This is a genomic window from Pseudomonas sp. B37(2017), from assembly GCF_002112885.1.
Classification (GTDB): Bacteria; Pseudomonadota; Gammaproteobacteria; order Pseudomonadales; family Pseudomonadaceae; genus Aquipseudomonas; species Aquipseudomonas paraglycinae.
The window spans coordinates 76,482-99,240 of the sequence record NZ_NEIX01000003.1; the positions used below are offsets into that span (position 1 = coordinate 76,482).

The following is a 22,759-nucleotide window of genomic DNA, read 5'->3' on the forward strand; positions in this document are numbered from 1 at the left end:
TGAACGTGACTAGTCGAGCAAGCTGAGGGCCTGTGCGGCTTGCGGCAGTTCGAGTTCGCTGAAGACCTGTACGCCATGGCGCTTCAGCAACGCGGCGGTAACCCCCTCGCCACTCACCTTCACCCCACTGAACGTCCCGTCATAGGTCAACAGATTCCCACACGAAGGACTGTTGGCCTTGAGCACCGCCACCCGAATCCCGTGCTTTTGCGCCAGCGCCAGCGCCTGCTGCGCGCCGTCGAGAAACTGCGCACTGACATCTTCGCCCTCGGTGGTGATCACCGAAGCGAGTCCGTCCAGCACTTCGCTGCCCTGCCCGCCCGGAATCTCTGCCGCTGCCCGTGGCGTCGGCAAACCACCAGCGACTTCCGGGCACAACGGCACTACGCGCCCTTCGGCAATCCACTGTTCCAGCAGATCGAACGGCCCGCTGGCCCCACCGTCGTAACGCACGCGATGGCCCAGCAGGCAGCGACTGACCAAAATCCTGTGCATCTCAGAACGGCTCGTTGCCACGGCGGCGGAACCAGCCTGTCAGCGACAGCCGCTCGCGACTGGCTGGCAACACTTCGTGAGGGACTTCGCCGGAGAGAAACACCACCAGACAACCGCCCGTAGGCTGTACGTCATGAACGCGGTCATTCTCCAGGTACATGCGCAGTTGCCCGCCATCCTCCGGCAGCCAGCCGTCATTGAGGTAGATCACCGCCGAGACCATGCGCCGGTCATCGTCGCGAAAACGGTCGACATGCTTGCGATAGAACGCACCCGGCGGGTACAGGGCGAAGTGGCACTCGAAGTCTTCAAGCCCCAGGAACAGGCCCCGGTTGAGCGCCTCGCGCAGGCTGTCCATCAGGTTCAGATAACGGTCGCTGGCTTCGGCCTGACCAGGGTCGATCCATTGGATATGGTCGCCGCGAATCCCCTCGCGGATCTCCGAAAACGGGCCACGTCCGACCCCCGCCGGCGCCAGTTCACCTTCGGCGTCACGTTTGCGGCACTCGGCCGCCAGTGCGCGGGTCAAATCCGCAGGCAGGAAAATGTTCTGCTGCGACCAGCCGCGCTCGGCCAGGTCGTCGACGATACGTAACAGCAGCGGGTGATCAGAGGATATTTGCATGGCGCGCATAGTATGCCTGCAGCAAGAAATCCGACAGAGCCGCGCGGCGGCTTGATACGAATTCTCGACAAGTACTGGCACCGCACGGAGAATAGTCGGCTGCCGACAGGAGTCCTTATGCGCCGTTTGCTTTTTTCACTGTTGATGTTCTGCGTTTTGCCCGCCTGGGCGGACGGCCACGACCAGTTGTACAAGGTCGCCGGCTGGCCAGAACAACGCGCGCATTTCAACGACGCCCTGAGTGCCGCGCAGCAGCGTTACCAGAACAGCCTGCCGCCGGCGGTGTTTCAGGCGCTGGTGAACAACAGCAATCAGCGCTTCGCCCCCCAGGCCGTGGATCAACGCGCCGAAGCGCAACTGCGCAAGAACCTCGCCGATCCGAAACCGGCCCTGTCGTTCTTTCAGTCACCGCTGGGCAAGAAGATCGTCGCCGCCGAACTGCTGGCGACCCGTCGCGATCAATTGGCAAAGAACGCCAAGGGCCTGCCGAAGATGCCGGCCAGCGACAGCCGTCTGCTGATCATCGGCCACCTCGCCCAGGCCCTGCCCGCCCGTGAAGCCGGTGCCGAAGTCAGCCTGGCGATTGCCGGCGTGGCGGCGGACAGCCTGAGTTCGATGATCCCCGGCCTGCTCGGCGGCGGTCAGGCCCAGGGCATGTTGAACGGTCAACGCCAGCGTCTGATGGATCAGATCGGCGCCGACCTGAACAACACGCTGCTGTACGTCTATCGCGACCTGTCGGATGAAGAACTGGAAGAGTTCGCGACCTTTGCCGAATCCACCGAAGGCAAGGCCTACTATCAGGCCGCACTGGCAGCAATCCGCGCCGGGCTGGCCGTGGGCCAGAGCACCTCGAACCTGAATCAATAAATCTCTGCTGCCTGACCGACCGCCTTCGCGAGCAAGCTCGCTCCCACAAAGGATTGCGATCTATTGTGGGAGCGAGCTTGCTCGCGAAGGGGCCCTCAGGATCACGAGTGATTCCGGCCCTTGATCCGTTTGCTCAAGAACTCGAAATATTCCTCGCGCATTTCCGCCGTCTCGTTGGCCAGGTGATGCCGTGCCTCGGCCAGCAACAGAATCTGCGGCCGGTCGAACTTCCATTTCATCACTTGCAGGTTGTGCTGCCAGTCCACGGTCATGTCCGCCTGGCCCTGAACGATCAGTGGCCGGCGCGGGCTTTTTTTCGCGTACTCAACCCGGTTGATCCAGCGTGACAACGCCCCGACCCATGCGGTCGGCAAGCGTTTTGGCTGCAACGGATCGGCCTGCAGGAACGGCAGGAAATCCGGGTCGTTGGAGTTCTCGCTGAAACGCCGGGCGATGCCCCTGACAAAGGGCCGCAACAGGTAATAACTGAACTGCGACCAGCCCCAGGCACGCGGACGCACCAACGGCGCCAACAAAATCAATTGCCCCTGCGCCGGGCTGTTTTCACCATGATTGAGCACGTGATCGACAATGATCGCCCCGCCAGTACTTTGCCCGCACAGGTGCCATGGCTGCGGCAGCGCAATCGAGTGCGCCTCGGCGAAAAGGCCTTGCAGCGCATCCTGATATTCGGAGAAATCGCGGATGCTCGCCCGCTCGCCACTGGACAGACCATGCCCCGGCAGATCGCAGGCAATCACCGCGAAGCCCTGATCCAGCGCCCACTCGATCACATGCCGGTACAGGCCGGTGTGGTCATAAAAGCCGTGCACCAGAAACAGCGTGGCCTTGGCCGTTTCCGCGGGCCACCAGCAATGGCTGACCAGTTGATAGCCATCGATGTCGAACCGGCCCATGCCGCGCCACACATCGCGTTCCGGAAAGTCGGTCTTGTAGAACCGCTGATACGCCTTCGCCTCCTCGGACAACGGCTGCCACTCGGCCAAAGGCTTGAGGCTCGCACGCAGATGATCGGGATCGAAGGCAACAGACATGGGCAATTCCAGAACGGTAAACGGACTTTATCGGCCTGCGATATTCATCTGTCGCGGCAAGCATGGCAAGCTAGCGCGCCTCTGAGGAATCAAAACCATGCGTTCGCCCCACCGCACCGCACTGTTTGCCAGCCTGCTCGCCATCGTGTGTGCCGGCGTGCTGTGGGCCGCGTACGACTGGTTTCAGGGCCGCTACCTGCGGGCTTTCAGCGAACACACCGCGGTGTTCTCCGGCGACCCGTTGCGCCTGCCCGACGACCTCGCCGGCCCCGGCAATATCCGTCTGGTGCACTTCTGGGATCCCGCCTGCCCATGCAACGTCGGCAACCAACAGCACCTGACCGAGATGGTCGAACAGTTCGGCCCCAGGGGCGTGGAATTCTTCGCGGTGCAGAAGGCCGGCAGCCACGGCCAGTTGCCCGCCACCCTCAGCAATCTCAAAACCATCGCGGTGCTGCCCGGCTCCGAACAGATTCCCGCGAGCCCGGCCGTGGCGATCTGGGACCGCAGCGGCAAACTGGCGTACTTCGGCCCGTACAGCGAAGGCCTGACGTGCAACTCCAGCAACAGTTTTATCGAACCGATCCTGCAAGCGTTGAGTGATGATCGGCCGGTCAATGCGACTCATACGTTGGCGGTGGGTTGCTACTGCCCGTGGGTTGGTGGGGAGTGAACGGCTTCGGGCTGACATATAGAAATTGCATCAATCAAAGACGTTAGAAGCATATTGACAGTAAAAGACTAAACCGCCTTGAATCCGGGCTTGTTATTAGCAGCGCGCCATTCTTTAACCTCCTTTACAATCCCTTCAGGACTATCATCCCTATCATCTCTTGGGTAATAGATCAGATCCGAGCCGTCCGGATGCTCTGTTAACCGCCTGAATTCCAATACCAGTTTTACATCTTCCTCCTCTGTTCGAGCACTAGCATCACAAATTGAAATTACAAAATCCAAGAACTCTCTTTCCGCATAGTCCGAAATATTTAACAAGCCACACCACCCTGTAAAAATGCCCCTGACAAAATTGCCAGGGGCACAACCACATTTATGAATATCAAACCTCTTTAAAACCAGACTTTCCGTTGACTGCACGCCACGCTTTGACCTCTGCAACTACAGCTGCCGGTCCACTTTTTCCTGGCTCTGGATAAAAAATCAGATCCGATCCAGATGGATGCTCACTCAAGGCCTTGAACTCAAAAACAGCATCGATGTGTTCCTCTTCACTTTCATAGTCGTTGTCATAAATTCTCGTAACAAACTTCAGAAAATCCGACTCTGACATTTCGCTAATTAACTTAATCATTATCTGACCCTCTATGCATACCAATATGTCTCTTTGGAGTCATTGCGACTATGTTGTCAACCTCATAAACCCCGCCACCTTCAGAAATATATTTCCTGTGATGCAACTCAATCTTCACACGCTTCCCAACTTGCTCACTCTCTTTAACAAAAGGCGATTGGCCGTCTTTCATACTAGCTAGCGCGCTGCGATCAAACTGAGCCGCCAACTCCGGATCCCCAGCCACCGCCTTCCAAAACGCCTCTCGAAACGCCCGAAAATTCCTGAACTCCCGCCCTCGCAACTGATCGGCAATCTGCGCCGGCACCGGCGCGCCTTCGCCCTGCGATGCGCTCCCGAGCCAGTTGCCCGATACCGCCTGCCCCACACCTGATGCGACACCCGGATCCTCCCGCCGATCCCGAAACATCGTGTAGTTCGGTGGCAGCCCGGAGTCCTGCGGGAACACCAGCACATAGTCATCGAATCCGGCTTCGAAAACGCCCGGGAACGAATCGAGGCGTCCCTCTACCGGAACCACTGTTGCCCCAGTATAGGCAGGCACATCCGGTTGCCCGTACGGTGAGGTCGTCGAGCTGTTTCCCGGATTGACGATCGGGGTCCACGTCAGGGTGCGTGGCGGAACATCGGTGGTGGTCGCGGTGTAGACGTTGCGTTCGGCGTCGTAGGAGGCTGCCACTACCCTGACCGCCGACGGAATATTCCGCCCATCAGTCTTGACGACAAAAACCTCTGACTGCCCGTTCGCGTCGGTCTTTGAACTGACACGGAAAGGCAGATCAACCGTCCCGCCAGCCGCCGCGATGGCGTGCAGATCGGGTGCGAAATCTGGTGCGAGGTCCGACAGCGGCGTGCTGAACGCGTAACGGTCAGGCAATTCGCCGTTGCCCAGTTTCGACGAGTAGACCAACGCTGAAACACCGACGACCGCGCCAGCCCCGACACTGGCCGCAAGGCTGCCTAACCCCGCGATGGCGCTACGAACGGCCGCTTGCAGACTGGCCGAAGCGGCCTCGACAACCGCCACGGCTCCGGCTGATGTCATGAACAACGGCCCTGTAGCCGAAGCGGCACCTGGCGCGCGGAAGGTATGGGCGTTGCGAATGGCCTCTGCCGATATGCGTGCTTGTTCCTCGGCAAGGCGCCTTGCCTCTGCTTCAGCGGCAATACGAGCCTGCTCCCGTATACGTGCCTGCTCATCGGCAACACGCCTGGCTTCAACCTGCGCGGCGATACGTGCCTGTTCCTGCAACTGCCGGGCTTCTTGCTCCCGGGCAACGCGTATCTGCTCCTGCAACCGCTCCGCCTCCTGGGCGCGGGCGATCAGACCGGCAAATGCGTCCGCCGCCGCTGCCATATGCCGGGCGTTTTCCGAATGCAGGAGTGACGCGTGATAGTCCTGCCAGCGCTTGCCCAGTTCGGTCGTGGCCTGCAAGTCCACCAGGTTCTTCAGCGCTTCGAGCTCAGGCTTGCTCAACGGGGCGTTGATCGCCGGATTGGCGATTGCATAAGGCCGGACGGCTGCCTGCTCGACAGCACGAATGCTGTCCGCTGCGATTTTATAATTGGTGAGTGTCTGGGAGAGACTGCCTCCGGTTGAGCCCGCTGCAGCGGCGATTTTTTCAACCAGAAAACCCGGCAGGAAGTGCAGGCGGATATTCGTTTCCAGATTCACCACGGATAGCCTTTCGGCAGAAAGAATCTGCTGGGCGTCCCTCGTGGTTGGCGTCGCGGCCTCAACCTGGGCTCTTCTTGTGGCCAACTCCGGAAGTTGATTGGCGATGATAGCCATCACCCACGAAAGGCGCCGGAGCTCCATTGCCGAGCGATAGGCCCTGTCGATCGCCGCATAAGCGACGGAAACATCCGGAACCGGCAATGCCAGACTGTCTCTTATCTTCTTGAAGGACAAATCCTTCATCAGGAAAAATGGATTATGTCCATACAGCGAGTAAGCGGTCTCGGTATGAGCCCGATACTCCAACAACTTTGAATGAATAACCTGAATGGTTACTTCTTGATCGGCCTTGACCTTCTGAGCCGCAGAAAGTCCAGCACTGGCTGCTTGCCTGGCCTGCTCTACTTCATTGTTTGATGCCGCGCCGATATTGCTGAATACTCCAGCGTACTCAAGATCAATATATGCCTGAGCATTCTGTTGCTCCTGCATCAAATCATTCCAGATAAATGGAGTTAACGGATCAAGTTTTCCAGACCCTTGACCTGTTCCTCTATGCGGTCCTTCATTCAAACCCCAACTTCCCGAGAAAAACCCACCCTGCCCCAATCGAGACGGAGCCCTGTCCCGAACCGGTATGGGGGCCAGTTCATATCTGCCTGGCCCGGTTTGTCTGTGAGGTCCAAGATAATTTTCAATATCACTCATACGACTTCTCCATGTCAGTTATTCCATGTATTGAATTCGCGAACTTTGTTTTCGCCCTCTGCTTTTTCTCGAGGTCTTTTATAGGCCCGCCCCGTTAAACGCAGCAACAACAAACTTGTAGTGCACTTCCCGAAAACCTGAAGGAAACTTCCTATTCAAGAAATACTGTGTTATGAAATCCCGGTTGTGATCCTCAAATAGATCAGCACCATCAATGCCTTCATATAAATAGAACGACAGGGAGCAGATTTTTCATGAAAAAAGGCCTGACCGTACTTGCGTTGCTGATCGTCATTTCCGCCATCGGGGTCGGCGGTTACCTCTACAGCAAGCAACCGACGCGTCAGGGCCAGGTGGAGCTGCGCAACCTGCAAGGCTCGGTGACCGTGCGTTACGACGAGCGCGGCGTGCCGCACATCCGTGCCGAAAACGAGACCGACCTCTACCGCGCCCTCGGCTATGTGCACGCCCAGGATCGCCTCTTTCAGATGGAAGCCATGCGCCGTCTGGCCCGGGGCGAACTGGCCGAAGTGCTCGGGCCGAAACTGCTCGACACCGACAAACTGTTCCGCAGCCTGCGCATTCGCGAGCGTGCCGCCAGTTACGTGGCCGGCCTCGACAAGCAGTCACCGGCGTGGAAGGCCCTGCAAGCCTATCTGGACGGCATCAATCAATATCAGGACTCGCACGCCGCCCCGGTGGAGTTCGACGTGCTGGGCATCCCCAAGCGGCCGTTCACCGCCGAAGACAGCATCAGCGTCGCCGGCTACATGGCCTACAGCTTCGCCGCCGCGTTTCGCACCGAACCGCTGCTGACCTACGTGCGCGATCAACTGGGCGCCGATTACCTCAACGTCTTCGACCTCGACTGGCAGCCCAAGGGCGTGCTCGCCAAGGGCCACGCCGGCACCGCACCGGCCCTCGCCGCCGAAGACTGGAAAGACCTGAACACCCTCGCCCGCGTCAGCGAACAGGCGCTGATCGACAACGGTCTGCCGCAGTTCGAAGGCAGCAACGCCTGGGTGATCGCCGGCAGCCACAGCAAGAGCGCCAAGCCTTTGCTGGCGGGCGATCCGCACATTCGTTTTTCGGTGCCGTCGGTGTGGTACGAGGCGCAGTTGTCGGCGCCGGGGTTTGAACTCTACGGACATCATCAGGCGCTGGTGCCGTTTGCGTTTCTCGGCCACAACCTGGATTTCGGCTGGAGCCTGACCATGTTCCAGAACGATGACCTCGACCTGATCGCCGAGAAGGTCAATCCGGACAACCCGGATCAGGTCTGGTATCGCGGCGAGTGGACCGACATGGTCAAGACCGAGCAGCAGATCGCGGTGAAAGGCCAGACCCCGGTGACCATCACTCTGCGTCAGTCGCCCCACGGGCCGATCGTCAACGACGCCCTCGGCAGCGCCGCCGGGAAAACCCCGATTGCGATGTGGTGGGCGCTCCTCGAAACACCGAATCCGATCCTCGAAGGTTTCTACCAGCTCAACCGCGCCGACACCCTGGCCAAAGCCCGTGCCGCTGCCGCGAAGGTGCAGGCGCCGGGGCTGAACATCGTCTACGCCAACGCCAAGGGCGATATCGCGTGGTGGGCCTCGGCGCTATTGCCCAAGCGACCGGCCGGGGTGAAGCCTGGCTTCATTCTCGACGGCAGCAGCAATCAGGCGGACAAGGACGGCTACTTCCCGTTCAGCGCCAACCCGCAGGAAGAGAATCCGGCGCGGGGCTATATCGTCTCGGCCAACTTCCAGCCCGTGTCGCCGACCGGCATGGAGATTCCCGGTTACTACAACCTCGCCGACCGTGGCCAGCAGCTCAACCACCAGCTCGCCGACAAGAACGTGAAGTGGGACAACGAAGCCAACCAGAAGCTGCAACTGGGCACCACCACCGGTTACGGCCCGCGTCTGCTGGCGCCGCTGCTGCCAGTATTGCGTGAAGTGGCGGGCAATCCTGCCGAGCAAAAGCTGATCGAACAACTGGCCCAATGGCAAGGCGACTATCCGCTGGATTCGGTCAGTGCGACGGTGTTCAACCAGTTCCTCTACGACCTCGCCGACGCGGCGATGCGCGATGAGCTGGGCAATGATTTCTTCGAAACCCTGCTGTCGACCCGAGTGATCGATGCAGCCCTGCCTAAGCTCGCGGCGAATGCCGATTCACCGTGGTGGGACAACCGCAGCACGCCGAACAAGGAGACCCGCGCCGACACCGTGCGCGCCGCGTGGCAGGCGAGCATGGCGCACCTGAAGTCGATCCTCGGCGACGACGCTTCCGGCTGGCAATGGGGCAAGGCGCACACCCTGACCCATGGTCATCCGCTGGGTCAGCAGAAACCGCTGGACCGCATTTTCAACGTCGGCCCCTTCGCCGCACCGGGCTCCCATGAAGTGCCGAACAACCTCTCGGCGAAGATCGGCCCGGCGCCGTGGCCGGTGACCTACGGCCCGTCGACCCGCCGGCTCGTGGACTTCGCCGACCCGGCTCACAGCCTGACCATCAACCCGGTGGGCCAGAGCGGCGTGCCGTTCGACAGCCACTATGACGATCAGGCGGAAGCGTATGTGGACGGGATGTATGTGCAGGCGCATTTCAGTGATGAAGAGGTGACGGCGAATACGCGCAGTACCTTGAAGCTGTTGCCGGCGCGGTCAGCTCAATAGGTTTTTGCTGACTGGAGCGGCACCTTCGCGAGCAAGCTCGCTCCCACATTGGATCGCGGTTTCCTGTGGGAGCGAGCTTGCTCGCGAAGGGGTCAGTCAGAACAAAACAGATCTCAAACCATCGCCGCAAAATTCAGCCGAAACTGCTGCGGCGTCACCCCCAGCCGCCGATTGAACACGCTGCGCATATGTTGCGCATCACGAAACCCGCACTGATACGCCACCGTCTTCAGGGGCGCCGTGGTGCTTTCAAGCATCACCCGCGCCGCATCCACCCGAGCCCGCTCGACGAACTCCGCCGGGGTGACTTTCGCTTCGCGAGCAAACACCCGGGAGAAATTCCGCGCACTCATGTTCGCGGCATTCGCCAGATCGGCGATGGTCAGGTCGCCGGTGAGATTGGCCAGCACATACAGCTGCACCATCGCCACCGCCGACGTCGGCTCGGCATGGGGCGTGAGGAACGGGCTGAACTGCGACTGCCCGCCCGAGCGCTGGGTGAACACCACCAGCCGCTTGGCCACGCTCAGCGCCACCTCGGCCCCGTAATCACGCGCCAGCAGGTACAGCGACAGATCGATCCCCGCCGTCACCCCCGCCGAGGTGTAGAGCTGGCCATCCTCGACGTACAACCGATCAGCCTCGACCCGGCTCGACGGGCACAACTGCGCCAGCGCTTCGGCGTCGTTCCAGTGGGTGGTGACCGTGCGCCCGTCCAGCAACCCGGCACGGGCGAGCATGAATGCGCCGTTGCAGATCGAGCCGAATCGCCGCGCCCGCCCACAGGCCTCACGCAACCAGGCATCGAACGTGCTGCCGAAGTCCAGAAACGGCAACTGCGGCCCACCCGCCACCAGCAGTAAATCGTAAACCTGCGACGCTTCGCTGAAATGCCGATGCGCACTCAGGTTCAGCCCGTTGGAGCACGCCATCGATCCGCGCTCGACGCCGATCACGTCGAGCCGGTAATGATCCTCCGGCGCCAGGAAGCGGTTGGCCTCGGCGAACACGTCCATCGGCCCGCTGACATCCAGCGCCTGCACGCCGGGGAACACCACGATGGCGACGGTTCTGTTCATGGCAATCTCGGCTCCCGGGGAATGGCGGATCAGCGCCAACCCTAGCCAATCCTCGCCGCAGAAGCGAGCTGGCACGATTTGCAGGTGGAATGGCAAGGATCGCAGCCATGGATCGATTGTCCGGTTTTGCCCCCGGGAACAGACTTTCCCCATCAGCGCCGCGACGGCGTTTTCGACGAGGAAGCTCAACATGACCACGACCATCGCCGGTATCCAGATCCCCGACAGCGCCCTCGCCCGGGCCACCACCGAGTACATCCGCGACATCGAATCCGACCTGCTTTACCATCACTCGCGCCGGGTGTTTCTGTTCGGTGCCTTGAGCGGTGAGCGCCAGCAACTGGCCTACGATCCGGAGCTGCTGTACGTCGGCGCGATGTTCCACGACCTGGGTCTGGTCGAAGGTCACCGCAGTGATGACGAGCGCTTCGAAGTCGATGGCGCCAACGCAGCCGCCGCGTTTCTCAAGCCGTACGGGTTGAGCGATGACGACATCGAGCAGGTCTGGCTGTCGATCGCCCTGCACACCACGCCGGGGGTGCCGAAGCATCTGCGCCCGACCGTGGCGCTGGTGACCGCAGGCGTCGAGATGGACGTGCTGGGCATGGACTACGCGGCGTTCACCACGGTGCAGCGCGAGGCGGTGGTGCATGCGCATCCACGGGGCGAAGGTTTCAAGGAGTGCATCATCTGCGCGTTCGCCGATGGCTTGCGTCATCGTCCGCAGACCACGTTCGGCAATGTGAAGACCGATGTGCTGAAGGATCAGGCGCCGGGGTTCAAGCCGATGAACTTCGTCGAGGTGATTCGCCAGTCGCCCTGGGTTTCCTGACCGGCATAAAAAAACCTCGCGACCGTTTCCGGTCGCGAGGTTTTTTGTGTCCGCAGACTTAAGCCGCTTCCGGCGTCGGCGCCCGGCGCACGTCCGGTTGCTTCCACGAATCGGCAGCGCCTTCTTCGATGGCCTGCTGAATCGCTTTCTTGCGGGCTTCTTCGGCACGGCGGCTGAAGAACCAGACCAGGAAAGTCACCAGCGACACCGCCAGCAGAATCAGACTGGCCACGGCGTTGATTTCAGGCTTCACGCCCAGACGCACGGCCGAGAACACTTCCATCGGCAGGGTCGTCGAACCCGGGCCGGAGACGAAGCTCGCCAGTACCAGATCATCCAGCGACAGCGCGAACGACATCATGCCGCCCGCTGCCAGCGACGGCGCGATCATCGGGATGGTGATCAGGAAGAACACCTTCCATGGCCGCGCACCGAGGTCCATCGCCGCTTCTTCGATCGACAGGTCCAGCTCACGCAGACGCGCCGACACCACCACCGCCACATACGCCGCACAGAACGTGGTGTGCGCAATCCAGATGGTGACGATGCCCCGCTCCTGCGGCCAGCCGATCATCTGCGCCATGGCCACGAACAGCAGCAACAGCGACAGACCGGTAATCACCTCAGGCATAACCAATGGCGCGGTGACCAAGCCGCCGAACAGCGTGCGACCCTTGAAGCGGGTGATGCGGGTCAGCACGAAGGCTGCCAGCGTACCCAGCGCCACGGCGGCAATCGCGGTGTAGCAGGCGATTTCCAGCGAGCGCACCACCGAGCCCATCAGTTGCGAGTTGTCGAGCAGGCCGACGTACCACTTCACCGACCAGCCGCCCCACACCGTTACCAGTTTCGAGGCGTTGAACGAGTAGATCACCAGGATCAGCATCGGCAGGTAGATGAACAACAGACCGAGCACCAGCATCAGGCTGGAGAAACGGAAGCGCTTCATTCTTTACCCTCCATTTCCTTGGCCTGACTGCGGTTGAACAGGATGATCGGCACGATCAGGATCGCCAGCATCACCACCGCCAGGGCGGACGCCACCGGCCAGTCACGGTTGTTGAAGAACTCTTGCCAGAGCACTTTACCGATCATCAGGGTTTCCGGACCGCCCAGCAGTTCCGGGATCACGAACTCGCCCACCACCGGGATGAACACCAGCATGCAGCCGGCGATGATGCCGTTCTTGGACAGCGGCACGGTAATTTTCCAGAAGCTGTTGAAGGTGCTCGAACCCAGGTCGGAAGCGGCCTCCAGCAGGCTGGTGTCGTGCTTCACCAGGTTGGCGTACAGCGGCAGGATCATGAACGGCAGGTACGAGTAGACGACGCCGATGTACACCGCCAGGTTGGTGTTGAGGATCTGCAGCGGCTCGTCGATCAGGCCCATGCTCATCAGGAAACCGTTGAGTAGGCCGTTGTTGCTGAGGATGCCCATCCACGCATAGACGCGGATCAGGATCGCGGTCCAGGTCGGCATCATGATCAGCAGCACCAGCACCGTTTGCAGCTCTTTGCGGGCGCTGGCGATGGCGTAGGCCATCGGATAACCGATCAACAGGCACAGCAGCGTGCTGAAAAACGCCATCTTCAGCGAGCCGAGGTAGGCGGCGATGTACAGCTCGTCGTCGCCGAGCATCGCGTAGTTGCCCAGGTTCAGCAGCAGTTGCAGCTTCTGCTCGGCGTAGGTGTAGATCTCGGTGTACGGCGGGATGGCCACGTCCGCTTCGGCGAAGCTGATCTTCAGAACGATGAAGAACGGCAGCATGAAGAACAGGAACAGCCAGATGAACGGAACCCCGATGACCAGCTGACGGCCACCGGGAATTATTCGATTGAGCCGGCGTTTGAATTTGCGCATGTTCATGAGCGAAGTACCACGCCGCTGTCGTCTTCCCACCACACGTAGACCTGATCGCCCCAGGTCGGACGTGCGCCACGGCGCTCGGCGTTGGCCACGAACGACTGCACCAGCTTGCCGCTCGGCAATTCGACGTAGAACACCGAATGGCCGCCGAGGTAGGCGATGTCATGCACCTTGCCGCTCGACCAGTTGTATTCGCAGGTCGGCTGGTCGGCGGTGACCAGCAGTTTTTCCGGACGGATCGCGTAGGTCACGGACTTGTCCTGCACCGAGGTGCTGATGCCGTGGCCGACGTAGATCTGCCGGTCGAGATCCTTGCAGGTGATGGTCGCGTGGCCTTCGGCGTCGTCGATCACTTCGCCTTCGAAGATGTTCACGTTGCCGATGAATTCGCAGACCAGACGGCTGGTCGGGGTTTCGTAGATGTCGATCGGGCTGCCGATCTGGGCGATCCAGCCCAGGTGCATGATCGCGATGCGCTCGGCCATGGTCATGGCCTCTTCCTGGTCGTGGGTCACCATCACGCAGGTCACGCCTACGCGCTCGATGATCTCAACCAGCTCGAGCTGCATCTGCGAACGCAGTTTTTTGTCCAGTGCGCCCATCGGCTCGTCGAGCAGCAACAGCTTCGGCCGCTTGGCCAGAGAACGGGCGAGTGCCACACGCTGACGTTGACCGCCGGACAACTGGTGCGGCTTGCGCTTGGCATACTGGCTCATCTGCACCAGCTTGAGCATCTCGGCCACGCGGGCGTCGATTTCGGCCTTGGGAATCTTGTCCTGTTGCAGGCCGAACGCGATGTTCTGCGCCACGGTCATGTGCGGGAACAGGGCGTAGGACTGGAACATCATGTTGATCGGTCGCTCGTACGGCGGCATGTCGGTGATGTCGACGCCGTCGAGGAAAATGCGCCCCTCCGTGGGCCGTTCGAACCCTGCCAGCATCCGCAGCAGAGTGGATTTGCCCGATCCCGAACCGCCGAGCAGGGCGAAAATCTCGCCCTTCTTGATTTCCAGGGACACATCGTCCACGGCAACCGTCTCGTCGAACTTCTTCGTGACCCGGTCGATTTTGACCAGCACCTGTTTCGGTGTCTGGTCGCCCTCGAGGGCTTTCTTATAGGCGCCGGAGGCAACTGCCATTTACAAAACTCCCAGAAAAAAAGAGTGCAGTTCGCCCACGCAAGACGAACCCAGGATAGTTTGTACGTTGAAGCTATTTACCCGACTTGACCTTGGTCCAGCTGCGGGTCATCAAACGCTGAATGTTCGGCGGCAACTCGATCGACACGTAGGTCTTGTCGAGCACGGCCTGCGGTGGATAAACCGACTCGTCGGTGCGGATGGACTGCTCCATCAGCTTGTCCGAACCCGGGTTGGGGTTGGCGTAACCGACGTAATCACTGACCTGGGCGATCACCTCAGGTTTCAGCAAATAGTTGATGAAGGCGTGGGCCTCTTTGACGTTGGCCGAATCCTTCGGAATCGCCAGCATGTCGAACCACAGCGCGCCGCCCTCTTTCGGGATCGAGTAGGCGATGTTCACGCCCTTCTTGGCTTCTTCGGCGCGATTCTTGGCCTGGAAGATGTCGCCGGAGAAACCGATGGCCACGCAGATGTCGCCGTTGGCCAGATCGCCGATGTATTTCGAGGAATGGAAGTAGGTCACGTACGGACGCACCGCCAGCAGTTTGGCCGTGGCCTTCTCGTAATCCTTGGGATTGGTGCTGTTGGCGTTCAGGCCCATGTAGTTGAGCACGGTCGGCATCATTTCATCGGCCGAATCGAGGAACGCCACGCCGCAGCTGTGCAGCTTCTTGATGTTCTCCGGCTCGAACAGCACGCTCCAGGAATCGATCTTGTCGACGCCGAGCACGGCCTTCACTTTATCGACGTTGTAGCCGATGCCGTTGGTGCCCCACAGGTACGGCACGGCGTACAGGTTGCCCGGATCGTTCTGTTCCAGGCGCTTGAGCAGCACCGGATCGAGGTTGGAATAGTTCGGCAGTTGCGCCTTGTCGAGCTTCTGGAACGCGCCCGCCTTGATCTGCTTGCCGAGGAAGTGGTTCGACGGCACGACCACGTCGTAACCGGTACGCCCGGCGAGCAGTTTGCCTTCCAGGGTTTCGTTGGAATCGAACACGTCGTAGACCGGTTTGATCCCGGTTTCTTTCTGGAAATCGGCCAGGGTGGTCTCGCCGATGTAATCCGACCAGTTATAAATATGCACAGTACCGGCGGCTTGGGCACCGACAGCGAACGTCAGGCCGGCAGCGGCCAGCAGGGCATTGCGCAAAGAAGAAAAAATAGGCAAGTGGAGGTCCTCTAATTTAGTTGGGCCCAAGTTGCCCCGTGCTGCATGACAGTCACGGTTGCCCGGCAACAAAACCGGCGCGCAACTTACCTTCGAAAAACCGTTCCAGCAAAACTTTCTGTCATTTAATTGCACCACTGACCGCCCAGATGAAGGCGACGGCCAGCGGTGACTGCTTCAAACCGGCTTATTTACCGGATTTGATCTTGGTCCAGCTGCGAGTGATCAGGCGCAGGGTAGGTGCGTCCAGATCGCTGATCGCATAGAGCTGCTTCTTCACTTCAGCCGAAGGGTAGATGCTCGGATCGCTGGTGATTTCCTTGTCCACCAGGGCGGTGGCCGCCTTGTTGCCGTTCGGGAAACGCACGGCGTTGGTGATTTCGGCCATCACTTTCGGCTCGAGCAGGTAGTTCATGAACTTGTAGGCGGCTTCGACGTTTTCGGCATCCTTGGGAATGGCGACCATGTCGTAGAAAGTACCGGCACCTTCTTTCGGAATGGTGTAGGCCAGTTTGACCTTGTCACCGGCTTCCTTGGCGCGGGTCTTGGATTGTTCCAGGTCACCCGAGTAGCCGACCGCCACGCAGATGTTGCCGTTGGCCAGGTCCGAGATGTACTTCGAGGAGTGGAAGTAGGCAACCGAAGGACGCACTTTGAGGAACAGGTCCTCGGCGGCTTTCAGGTCAGCCTTGTCTTTGCTGTTGGTCGGTTTGCCCAGGTAGTGCAAAGCCGCCGGAATCATTTCGGTCGGCGCGTCGAGGAAGCTCACGCCGCAGCTTTTCAGCTTCTCGATGTTTTCAGGCTTGAACACGATGTCCCAGGAATCGATCTTGTCGACGCCCAGCGCAGCCTTGACCTTCTCCGGGTTGTAACCGATGCCGATCGAACCCCACATGTACGGGAACGCGTGCTTGTTGCCCGGGTCGCTGGCGTCGCCAACGGCTTTGAGCAGGTCTTCGTCGAGGTTCTTCCAGTTCGTCAGCTTGGACTTGTCCAGTTCCTGATAAACGCCGGCCTTGATCTGCTTGGCCAGGAAGTTGTTGGAAGGCACCACGATGTCGTAACCGGATTTGCCGGCCAGCAGCTTCGCTTCCAGGGTTTCGTTGCTGTCGAAAACGTCATAGACGACCTTGATGCCCGTCTCTTTTTCGAAATTGGCAACCGTGTCCGGCGCGATGTAGTCGGACCAGTTGTAAACGTGCAACACCTTGTCGTCCGCCTGAACCGCACCCGCCATCACGCCCATCAGGGACATGGCGAGCAGAGTCTTGCCAGCGAGCTTTTTGCCTAATGCCTTCATGCGTTAATGCTCCAAATTTTTCTTTTTTGAACCACTTTGTTCAGTGGCCGAACCCGGACAACTGGAACCGCGGCTAGTCTGGCAAGATCCGAGGCGGTCTTTCAAGAAAAGACCAGCCTTTCTGACAGCTCCGAGCGACAGCGCAACAGCTCCATCGCTCAGAGCCTAGCACTTAGCCCTGCAACGCACTCAGGGTCAGGTCCAGGCACTTGCGCGCCTTTGTCACCAGCTCATCGATCTCCGCCTTGCTGATCACCAGCGGCGGCGCAATGATCATGGTGTCGCCCACGGCACGCATGATCAGCCCGTTGTCGAAGCAGAACTGGCGGCAGATCATGCCCACACCCTTGCCTTCGTAACGCTTGCGAGTGGCCTTGTCCTTCACCAGCTCGATGGCCCCCAGCAGACCGACTCCGCGCACTTCACCCACCAACGGGTGATCGTTCAGTTCGCGCAGACGTTTCTGCAAATACGGTGCCGTTTCTTCATGGGCGCGTTCGATGATTTTCTCTTCGCGCAGAATCCGGATGTTTTCCAGACCCACCGCTGCCGCCACCGGGTGGCCGGAGTAGGTGAAGCCGTGGTTGAAATCACCGCCCTCGTTGAGCACCGCCACCACTTCGTCACGCACGATCAGGCCACCCATCGGTATGTAGCCGGACGTCAGGCCTTTGGCGATGGTCATCATGTGTGGCTTGAGGTCGTAGAAATCGCTGCCGAACCATTGGCCGGTACGGCCGAAACCGCAGATCACTTCATCGGCCACGAACAGGATGTCGTACTTGGCGAGGATTTCCTTGATGCGCGGCCAGTAGGTGTCTGGCGGAATGATCACGCCGCCGGCGCCCTGGATCGGCTCGGCAATAAAGGCACCGACGTTGTCCACGCCGACTTCCAGAATCTTTTCTTCCAGCTGATTGGCCGCCCAGATCCCGAACTCTTCCGGGGTCATGTCGCCGCCTTCGGCGAACCAGTACGGCTGGGCGATGTGGACGATGCCCGGAATCGGCAAGTCGCCCTGTTCGTGCATGTAGGTCATGCCGCCCAGGCTCGCGCCGGCCACGGTGGAACCGTGGTAGCCGTTCTTTCGGCTGATGATGACTTTCTTGTTCGGCTGACCCTTGATCGCCCAGTAGTGGCGAACCATGCGCAGCATGGTGTCGTTGCCTTCGGAGCCGGAACCGGTGAAGAACACGTGGTTCATGCCTTCCGGCGCCACGTCGGCAATCGCCTTGGCCAGTTCCAGTGCTGGCGGGTGGGCGGTCTGGAAGAACAGGTTGTAGTAAGGCAGTTCGCGCATTTGTTTGGCGGCCGCATCGGCCAGCTCATCGCGCCCATAACCGATCGCCACACACCACAGACCCGCCATGCCATCGAGGATCTTGTTGCCCTCGCTGTCCCACAGGTACACGCCCTTGGCGTTGGTGATGATCCGTGGACCTTTTTCTTTCAGCTGCTTGAAGTCGCTGAACGGGGCCAGGTGGTGATCGCTGCTGAGGGCTTGCCACTCACGGGTTTGCGGGTTGTTGCTGGTCATGCCAATTCTCCTTGTTATCGGTGAAGGCGCGGCGGCTGGCCACCGCGCCCGGCGTATCAGACGGCGAAGAGCAGGTACTCACGCTCCCAGGAACTGATCACGCGCTTGAAGTTTTCATGCTCGGCCCGCTTGACCGCGACGTAGCCGGTGATGAAGGTCTTGCCCAGGTATTTCTCGATGGTCGCGCTGTTTTCCATGCGCTCCAGGGCGTCCTCGATGGTCAGCGGCAGGCGCAGGTTGCGGCGCTCGTAACCACGGCCCACCACTGGCGCGCTCGGGTTGATGCCTTCCACCATGCCGATGTAGCCGCAGAGCAGGCTCGCGGCAATCGCCAGGTACGGGTTGGCGTCGGCGCCCGGCAGGCGGTTTTCCACCCGGCGGTTCTGCGGGCCGGCATCCGGGACGCGCAGGCCCACGGTGCGGTTTTCTTCGCCCCACTCCACGTTCACCGGCGCCGAGGTGTCCGGCAGGAAGCGGCGGAACGAGTTGACGTTCGGTGCGAACAGCGGCAGCAATTCCGGAATCAGTTTCTGCAGGCCACCGATGTGGTGCAGGAACAACTGGCTCATGGTCCCGTCTTCATTCGAGAACACGTTCTTGCCGGTCTCGATGTCGATGATGCTCTGGTGCAGGTGCATCGCACTGCCCGGCTCGCCGGTCATCGGCTTGGCCATGAAGGTCGCGGCCACGTTGTGCTTGAGGGCGGCCTCGCGCATGGTGCGTTTGAACACCAGAATCTGGTCGGCCAGGGACAGGGCATCGCCGTGACGGAAGTTGATTTCCATCTGCGCCGTGCCGTCCTCGTGGATCAGCGTGTCGAGGTCCAGCTCCTGCAATTCGCACCAGTCGTAGACGTCTTCGAACAGCGGATCGAATTCGTTCGCCGCTTCGATGGAGAACGACTGACGACCGATCTCCGGACGCCCGGAACGGCCAACTGGCGGCTGCAACGGATAGTCAGGGTCGTCGCTGCGCTTGGTCAGGTAGAACTCCATTTCCGGCGCAACGATCGGCTGCCAGCCCTTGTCGGCATAGAGTTTCAGGACTTTCTTGAGGACGTTGCGCGGCGACAGCTCGATCGGGTTGCCTTGCTTGTCGTAGGTGTCGTGGATCACCTGGGCGGTCGGCTCGATGGCCCAGGGCACCAGGTACACGGCGTTCTGGTCGGGACGGCAGATCATGTCGATGTCGGCCGGGTCGAGCAGCTCGTAATAGATGTCGTCTTCGACGTAGTCGCCGGTCACGGTCTGCAACAGAACGCTCTCTGGCAGGCGCATGCCTTTTTCGGCGATGAACTTGTTGGTCGGCGAGATCTTGCCCCGGGTGATGCCGGTCAAGTCGCCGATCATGCATTCGACTTCTGTGATCTTGTGGTCTTTCAACCAATCGGTGAGCTGGTCGAGGTTGTTACTCATAAATGCCTCTGGGCTGAGTCTCCTGACGCATGTCAGGCAAGTTTGACGCACGGGGCGTCGCGTTAAAGGGCCTTGCTTGCGCGCAGTGCCGGCTTACGCCAGGCACCGCGCATAGACAATGAAGGAGGAGCTTACCTGCCCTTTACGCTGGCGTTGCATTTCCTGTGCACATCCCGGGCGTGCGGAATCACGGGCACGGCGACGGACGCGGTGCAGGCCGGGAGCAGGAAAGAGATCTATATTGAAAGGAGAACCGCTAAAGAGGATGCCCTCGCACACGTCCAGAATATCGGACGCTGGCGCTCGATCTGCCATGCGCTGGGAGATCGCTGGCACGTTGCAGGCCTTGCTGGCCGCACTGCGGACGGACGTGTCGCCACTGATGTGATAAGCATGCAGACCGGACTGCAAAGAGCAGTCGGTGACGCCGATTAACGGCAGGCGAGACATGAAGCACCCCGGTATTATTGCTGTTATGGGTTTGATCCGAGCTTAGCCTTGTTCATTTTTTTACACAACACCCCCGTAAAAAATACAACACGGCCTGCTCAAGCCTGCGGGTGGCGCGTCCTTCACGGATAAAAAAATGCCCCAAAGTGCCCCATAAATGCCCTCGTGGCGCTTTTTCAGGGCAGAAAAGGCCTCGCTTGACTTCGGCAGGCCGTTCGGGTTGACTGAAACCAGAAAAGATCAATGATTGATATTTTTAACAACAAAGGTGTTGCATCATGTCGGTACCCCCGCGTGCCGTTCAGCTTAACGAAGCGAACGCGTTCCTTAAGGAACATCCTGAGGTTCTGTACGTTGACCTTCTGATTGCGGATATGAATGGTGTGGTGCGCGGCAAGCGCATCGAACGCACCAGCCTCCACAAGGTTTACGAGAAAGGCATCAACCTGCCGGCCTCTCTATTTGCTCTGGATATCAATGGTTCGACGGTGGAAAGCACCGGCCTGGGCCTGGACATCGGCGACGCCGACCGTATCTGCTATCCAATCCCCGATACCCTGTGCAACGAGCCATGGCAGAAGCGCCCGACCGCGCAACTGTTGATGACCATGCACGAACTCGAAGGTGACCCTTTCTTCGCCGACCCGCGCGAAGTGCTCCGTCAAGTTGTTGCAAAGTTTGACGAGCTGGGCTTGACCATCTGCGCCGCATTCGAACTCGAGTTCTACCTGATCGACCAGGAAAACGTGAACGGCCGCCCTCAGCCGCCGCGCTCGCCGATCTCCGGCAAACGCCCGCATTCGACCCAGGTCTACTTGATCGACGACCTCGACGAATACGTCGACTGCCTCCAGGACATTCTGGAAGGCGCCAAAGAGCAAGGCATCCCGGCCGACGCCATCGTCAAGGAAAGTGCCCCGGCGCAGTTCGAAGTGAACCTGCACCACGTCGCCGACCCGATCAAGGCATGCGACTACGCGGTCCTGCTCAAGCGTCTGATCAAGAACATCGCTTACGACCATGAAATGGACACCACCTTCATGGCCAAGCCGTACCCGGGCCAGGCAGGCAACGGTCTGCACGTCCATATTTCGGTTCTCGACAAAGAAGGCAAAAACATTTTTGCCAGCGAGGATCCCGAGCAGAACGCCGCGCTGCGTCACGCGATCGGCGGTGTGCTCGAGACCCTGCCCGCGCAGATGGCTTTCCTCTGCCCGAACGTCAACTCCTACCGCCGTTTCGGCGCACAGTTCTACGTGCCGAACTCGCCGAGCTGGGGCCTGGACAACCGCACCGTGGCCCTGCGCGTACCGACCGGCTCCGCCGACGCGGTCCGTCTGGAACACCGCGTTGCCGGCGCCGACGCCAACCCGTACCTGCTGATGGCTTCGGTCCTGGCGGGCGTGCACCACGGTCTGGTCAACAAGATCGAACCGGGCGCTCCGGTCGAAGGCAACAGCTACGAGCAGAACGAGCAGAGCCTGCCGAACAACTTGCGCGACGCCCTGCGCGAGCTGGACGACAGCGAGGTGATGGCCAAGTACATCGATCCGAAATACATCGATATCTTCGTCGCCTGTAAAGAGAGCGAGCTGGAGGAGTTCGAACACTCCATCTCCGACCTCGAGTACAACTGGTACCTGCACACCGTTTAAGCGGATTGCAGCGCCAAAAAGAACGCCGTCGGCTATCGCAGCCAGCGGCGTTTTTTTATGGCCGCCTGCGGCGGTTCGCGAGCAAGCCCGCTCCCACAGTGAATCTCCTGCGAACAGAAAATTTCATCTCACAGGAGATACCCCGTGGGAGGGGGCTTGCTCCCGAAAGCGGCCGACAAGACAACACAAGAGCCGGCTCGTACAATGCCCGCTGCCCCGCAGGAGACTTTCATGACGCGTCCCGCCCCCGTCCGCAAACCCCGTGCCCGCAGTCAGGCGCGGATCGATTCGATACTCGACGCCGCGCGCACGCTGCTGGCCGCCGAGGGCGTGGCGAGCCTGTCGATCTACAGCGTGGCCGAGCGCGCACAGATTCCGCCCTCTTCGGTCTACCACTTCTTCGCCAGCGTCCCGGCGCTGCTCGAAGCGCTGACGGCAGATGTGCACGCGGCCTTCCGCGCCTGCCTGCAAGCGCCGATCGATCACGATGCCCTGCGCGACTGGCGTGACCTGTCGCGGCTGGTCGAAGAGCGGATGCTGGAGATCTATGGCGAGGATGCCGCCGCCCGCCAGCTGATCCTCGCGCAACACGGCCTCACCGAAGTCACCCAGGCTGACCGTCAGCACGACCTCGAACTCGGCGACCTGATGCACAAGCTGTTCGACCATCATTTCGAACTGCCGCGACTGCCGGATGACGTCGACGTGTTCGCGCTGGCCATGGAACTGGGCGACCGCGTCTACGCCCGCTCGGTGCAACAGCACGGGCAGATCACCCCGCGCATGGCCGAGGAAGGCATGCGGGTGTTCGATGCCTATATCGGACTTTATCTGCCGCCGTATCTTCCCAAGCGAATTCTCTAGCGATGATCGTTCCCACGCTCTGCGTGGGAATGCAGCCCGAGACGC

The 22,759-nt window shown here is 60.3% G+C and carries 21 protein-coding genes; 6 read left to right on the plus strand and 15 right to left on the minus strand.

Going from position 1 to position 22,759, the window contains the following annotated elements; genetic code table 11:
• Positions 1-9: 9 nt before the first annotated feature.
• Together CAF90_RS09590 and CAF90_RS09595 are read right to left on the minus strand one after the other, a co-directional pair.
• On the minus strand, positions 10-495 hold the full coding sequence (locus tag CAF90_RS09590; RefSeq protein ID WP_085605957.1) for a DUF523 domain-containing protein: 486 nt from the start codon (positions 493-495) through the stop codon (positions 10-12).
• A 1-nt stretch (position 496) separates the two neighbouring features.
• Positions 497-1,129 (minus strand): 2OG-Fe(II) oxygenase, encoded by a 633-nt coding sequence (locus tag CAF90_RS09595; RefSeq protein WP_007953495.1) that lies wholly within the window; start codon positions 1,127-1,129, stop codon positions 497-499.
• A 108-nt stretch (positions 1,130-1,237) separates the two neighbouring features.
• Between CAF90_RS09595 and CAF90_RS09600 the strand changes: the two genes are divergently transcribed.
• Positions 1,238-1,990 carry a DUF2059 domain-containing protein gene (locus CAF90_RS09600; RefSeq protein ID WP_007953496.1) on the plus strand — a complete coding sequence of 251 codons (753 nt, stop codon included), beginning with the start codon at positions 1,238-1,240 and terminating at the stop codon, positions 1,988-1,990.
• Between the two features lie 101 nt (positions 1,991-2,091).
• Here CAF90_RS09600 and CAF90_RS09605 read toward each other — a convergent pair whose 3' ends face one another.
• On the minus strand, positions 2,092-3,045 hold the full coding sequence (locus tag CAF90_RS09605; protein WP_085605960.1) for an alpha/beta hydrolase: 954 nt from the start codon (positions 3,043-3,045) through the stop codon (positions 2,092-2,094).
• Positions 3,046-3,142: 97 nt separating this feature from the next.
• Between CAF90_RS09605 and CAF90_RS09610 the strand changes: the two genes are divergently transcribed.
• Positions 3,143-3,718, plus strand: coding sequence for a DUF6436 domain-containing protein (locus tag CAF90_RS09610; protein ID WP_085605962.1), 576 nt, complete (start codon positions 3,143-3,145; stop codon positions 3,716-3,718).
• A gap of 68 nt (positions 3,719-3,786) precedes the next feature.
• Here CAF90_RS09610 and CAF90_RS09615 read toward each other — a convergent pair whose 3' ends face one another.
• Genes CAF90_RS09615 through CAF90_RS09625 form a run of 3 tightly spaced genes read right to left on the minus strand, consistent with a single transcriptional unit; the run spans position 3,787 to position 6,605 of the window.
• Positions 3,787-4,140, minus strand: a complete 354-nt coding sequence (locus CAF90_RS09615) for a bacteriocin immunity protein (RefSeq protein WP_371915855.1) — start codon at positions 4,138-4,140, stop codon at positions 3,787-3,789.
• Complete coding sequence (locus tag CAF90_RS09620; RefSeq protein WP_085605966.1) at positions 4,103-4,354, minus strand: bacteriocin immunity protein; 252 nt, start codon at positions 4,352-4,354, stop codon at positions 4,103-4,105. The genes CAF90_RS09615 and CAF90_RS09620 overlap by 38 nt, the downstream gene beginning before the upstream one ends.
• Entirely contained in the window at positions 4,347-6,605 is a 2,259-nt protein-coding gene (locus CAF90_RS09625; protein ID WP_371915856.1) for an S-type pyocin domain-containing protein, read from the minus strand. The genes CAF90_RS09620 and CAF90_RS09625 overlap by 8 nt, the downstream gene beginning before the upstream one ends.
• Before the next feature lie 389 nt (positions 6,606-6,994).
• Between CAF90_RS09625 and CAF90_RS09630 the strand changes: the two genes are divergently transcribed.
• Positions 6,995-9,406 carry a penicillin acylase family protein gene (locus tag CAF90_RS09630; protein WP_085605970.1) on the plus strand — a complete coding sequence of 804 codons (2,412 nt, stop codon included), beginning with the start codon at positions 6,995-6,997 and terminating at the stop codon, positions 9,404-9,406.
• A 113-nt stretch (positions 9,407-9,519) separates the two neighbouring features.
• On the opposite strand, the gene CAF90_RS09635 is transcribed toward CAF90_RS09630, so the two are convergent.
• The gene (locus CAF90_RS09635; protein WP_085605972.1) at positions 9,520-10,485 is read right to left on the minus strand and encodes a GlxA family transcriptional regulator; all 966 of its coding nucleotides are present in this window, start codon (positions 10,483-10,485) and stop codon (positions 9,520-9,522) included.
• A 190-nt stretch (positions 10,486-10,675) separates the two neighbouring features.
• Here CAF90_RS09635 and CAF90_RS09640 point away from each other — a divergent pair, with 190 nt between their 5' ends.
• Positions 10,676-11,317, plus strand: a complete 642-nt coding sequence (locus tag CAF90_RS09640; RefSeq protein WP_085605974.1) for an HD domain-containing protein — start codon at positions 10,676-10,678, stop codon at positions 11,315-11,317.
• Between the two features lie 58 nt (positions 11,318-11,375).
• Here CAF90_RS09640 and CAF90_RS09645 read toward each other — a convergent pair whose 3' ends face one another.
• The 8 genes from CAF90_RS09645 to CAF90_RS29175 form a co-directional block, all read right to left on the minus strand.
• Positions 11,376-12,266 carry an ABC transporter permease subunit gene (locus CAF90_RS09645; RefSeq protein ID WP_007953503.1) on the minus strand — a complete coding sequence of 297 codons (891 nt, stop codon included), beginning with the start codon at positions 12,264-12,266 and terminating at the stop codon, positions 11,376-11,378.
• Positions 12,263-13,144: an ABC transporter permease subunit gene (locus CAF90_RS09650; protein ID WP_170844921.1), complete on the minus strand. Its 882-nt coding sequence runs from the start codon at positions 13,142-13,144 to the stop codon at positions 12,263-12,265. Before CAF90_RS09650 ends, CAF90_RS09645 begins: the two co-directional genes overlap by 4 nt.
• 35 nt (positions 13,145-13,179) lie before the next feature.
• Positions 13,180-14,322: an ABC transporter ATP-binding protein gene (locus tag CAF90_RS09655; RefSeq protein WP_007953506.1), complete on the minus strand. Its 1,143-nt coding sequence runs from the start codon at positions 14,320-14,322 to the stop codon at positions 13,180-13,182.
• Positions 14,323-14,395: 73 nt separating this feature from the next.
• Positions 14,396-15,493: a polyamine ABC transporter substrate-binding protein gene (locus CAF90_RS09660; protein WP_041475453.1), complete on the minus strand. Its 1,098-nt coding sequence runs from the start codon at positions 15,491-15,493 to the stop codon at positions 14,396-14,398.
• A gap of 187 nt (positions 15,494-15,680) precedes the next feature.
• Complete coding sequence (locus CAF90_RS09665) at positions 15,681-16,793, minus strand: polyamine ABC transporter substrate-binding protein (protein ID WP_085605976.1); 1,113 nt, start codon at positions 16,791-16,793, stop codon at positions 15,681-15,683.
• Positions 16,794-16,965: 172 nt separating this feature from the next.
• Entirely contained in the window at positions 16,966-18,330 is a 1,365-nt protein-coding gene (locus CAF90_RS09670; RefSeq protein WP_085605979.1) for an aspartate aminotransferase family protein, read from the minus strand.
• A gap of 56 nt (positions 18,331-18,386) precedes the next feature.
• Positions 18,387-19,745, minus strand: coding sequence for a glutamine synthetase family protein (locus CAF90_RS09675; RefSeq protein WP_007953514.1), 1,359 nt, complete (start codon positions 19,743-19,745; stop codon positions 18,387-18,389).
• A 93-nt stretch (positions 19,746-19,838) separates the two neighbouring features.
• Entirely contained in the window at positions 19,839-20,195 is a 357-nt protein-coding gene (locus CAF90_RS29175) for a gamma-glutamyl-gamma-aminobutyrate hydrolase family protein (RefSeq protein ID WP_139834478.1), read from the minus strand.
• A 278-nt stretch (positions 20,196-20,473) separates the two neighbouring features.
• On the opposite strand from CAF90_RS29175, the gene CAF90_RS09685 reads away from it, so the two are divergent.
• On the plus strand, positions 20,474-21,850 hold the full coding sequence (locus tag CAF90_RS09685) for a glutamine synthetase family protein (protein ID WP_007953516.1): 1,377 nt from the start codon (positions 20,474-20,476) through the stop codon (positions 21,848-21,850).
• Between the two features lie 231 nt (positions 21,851-22,081).
• Positions 22,082-22,714: a TetR/AcrR family transcriptional regulator gene (locus CAF90_RS09690; protein ID WP_039765384.1), complete on the plus strand. Its 633-nt coding sequence runs from the start codon at positions 22,082-22,084 to the stop codon at positions 22,712-22,714.
• Positions 22,715-22,759 lie beyond the last annotated feature (45 nt).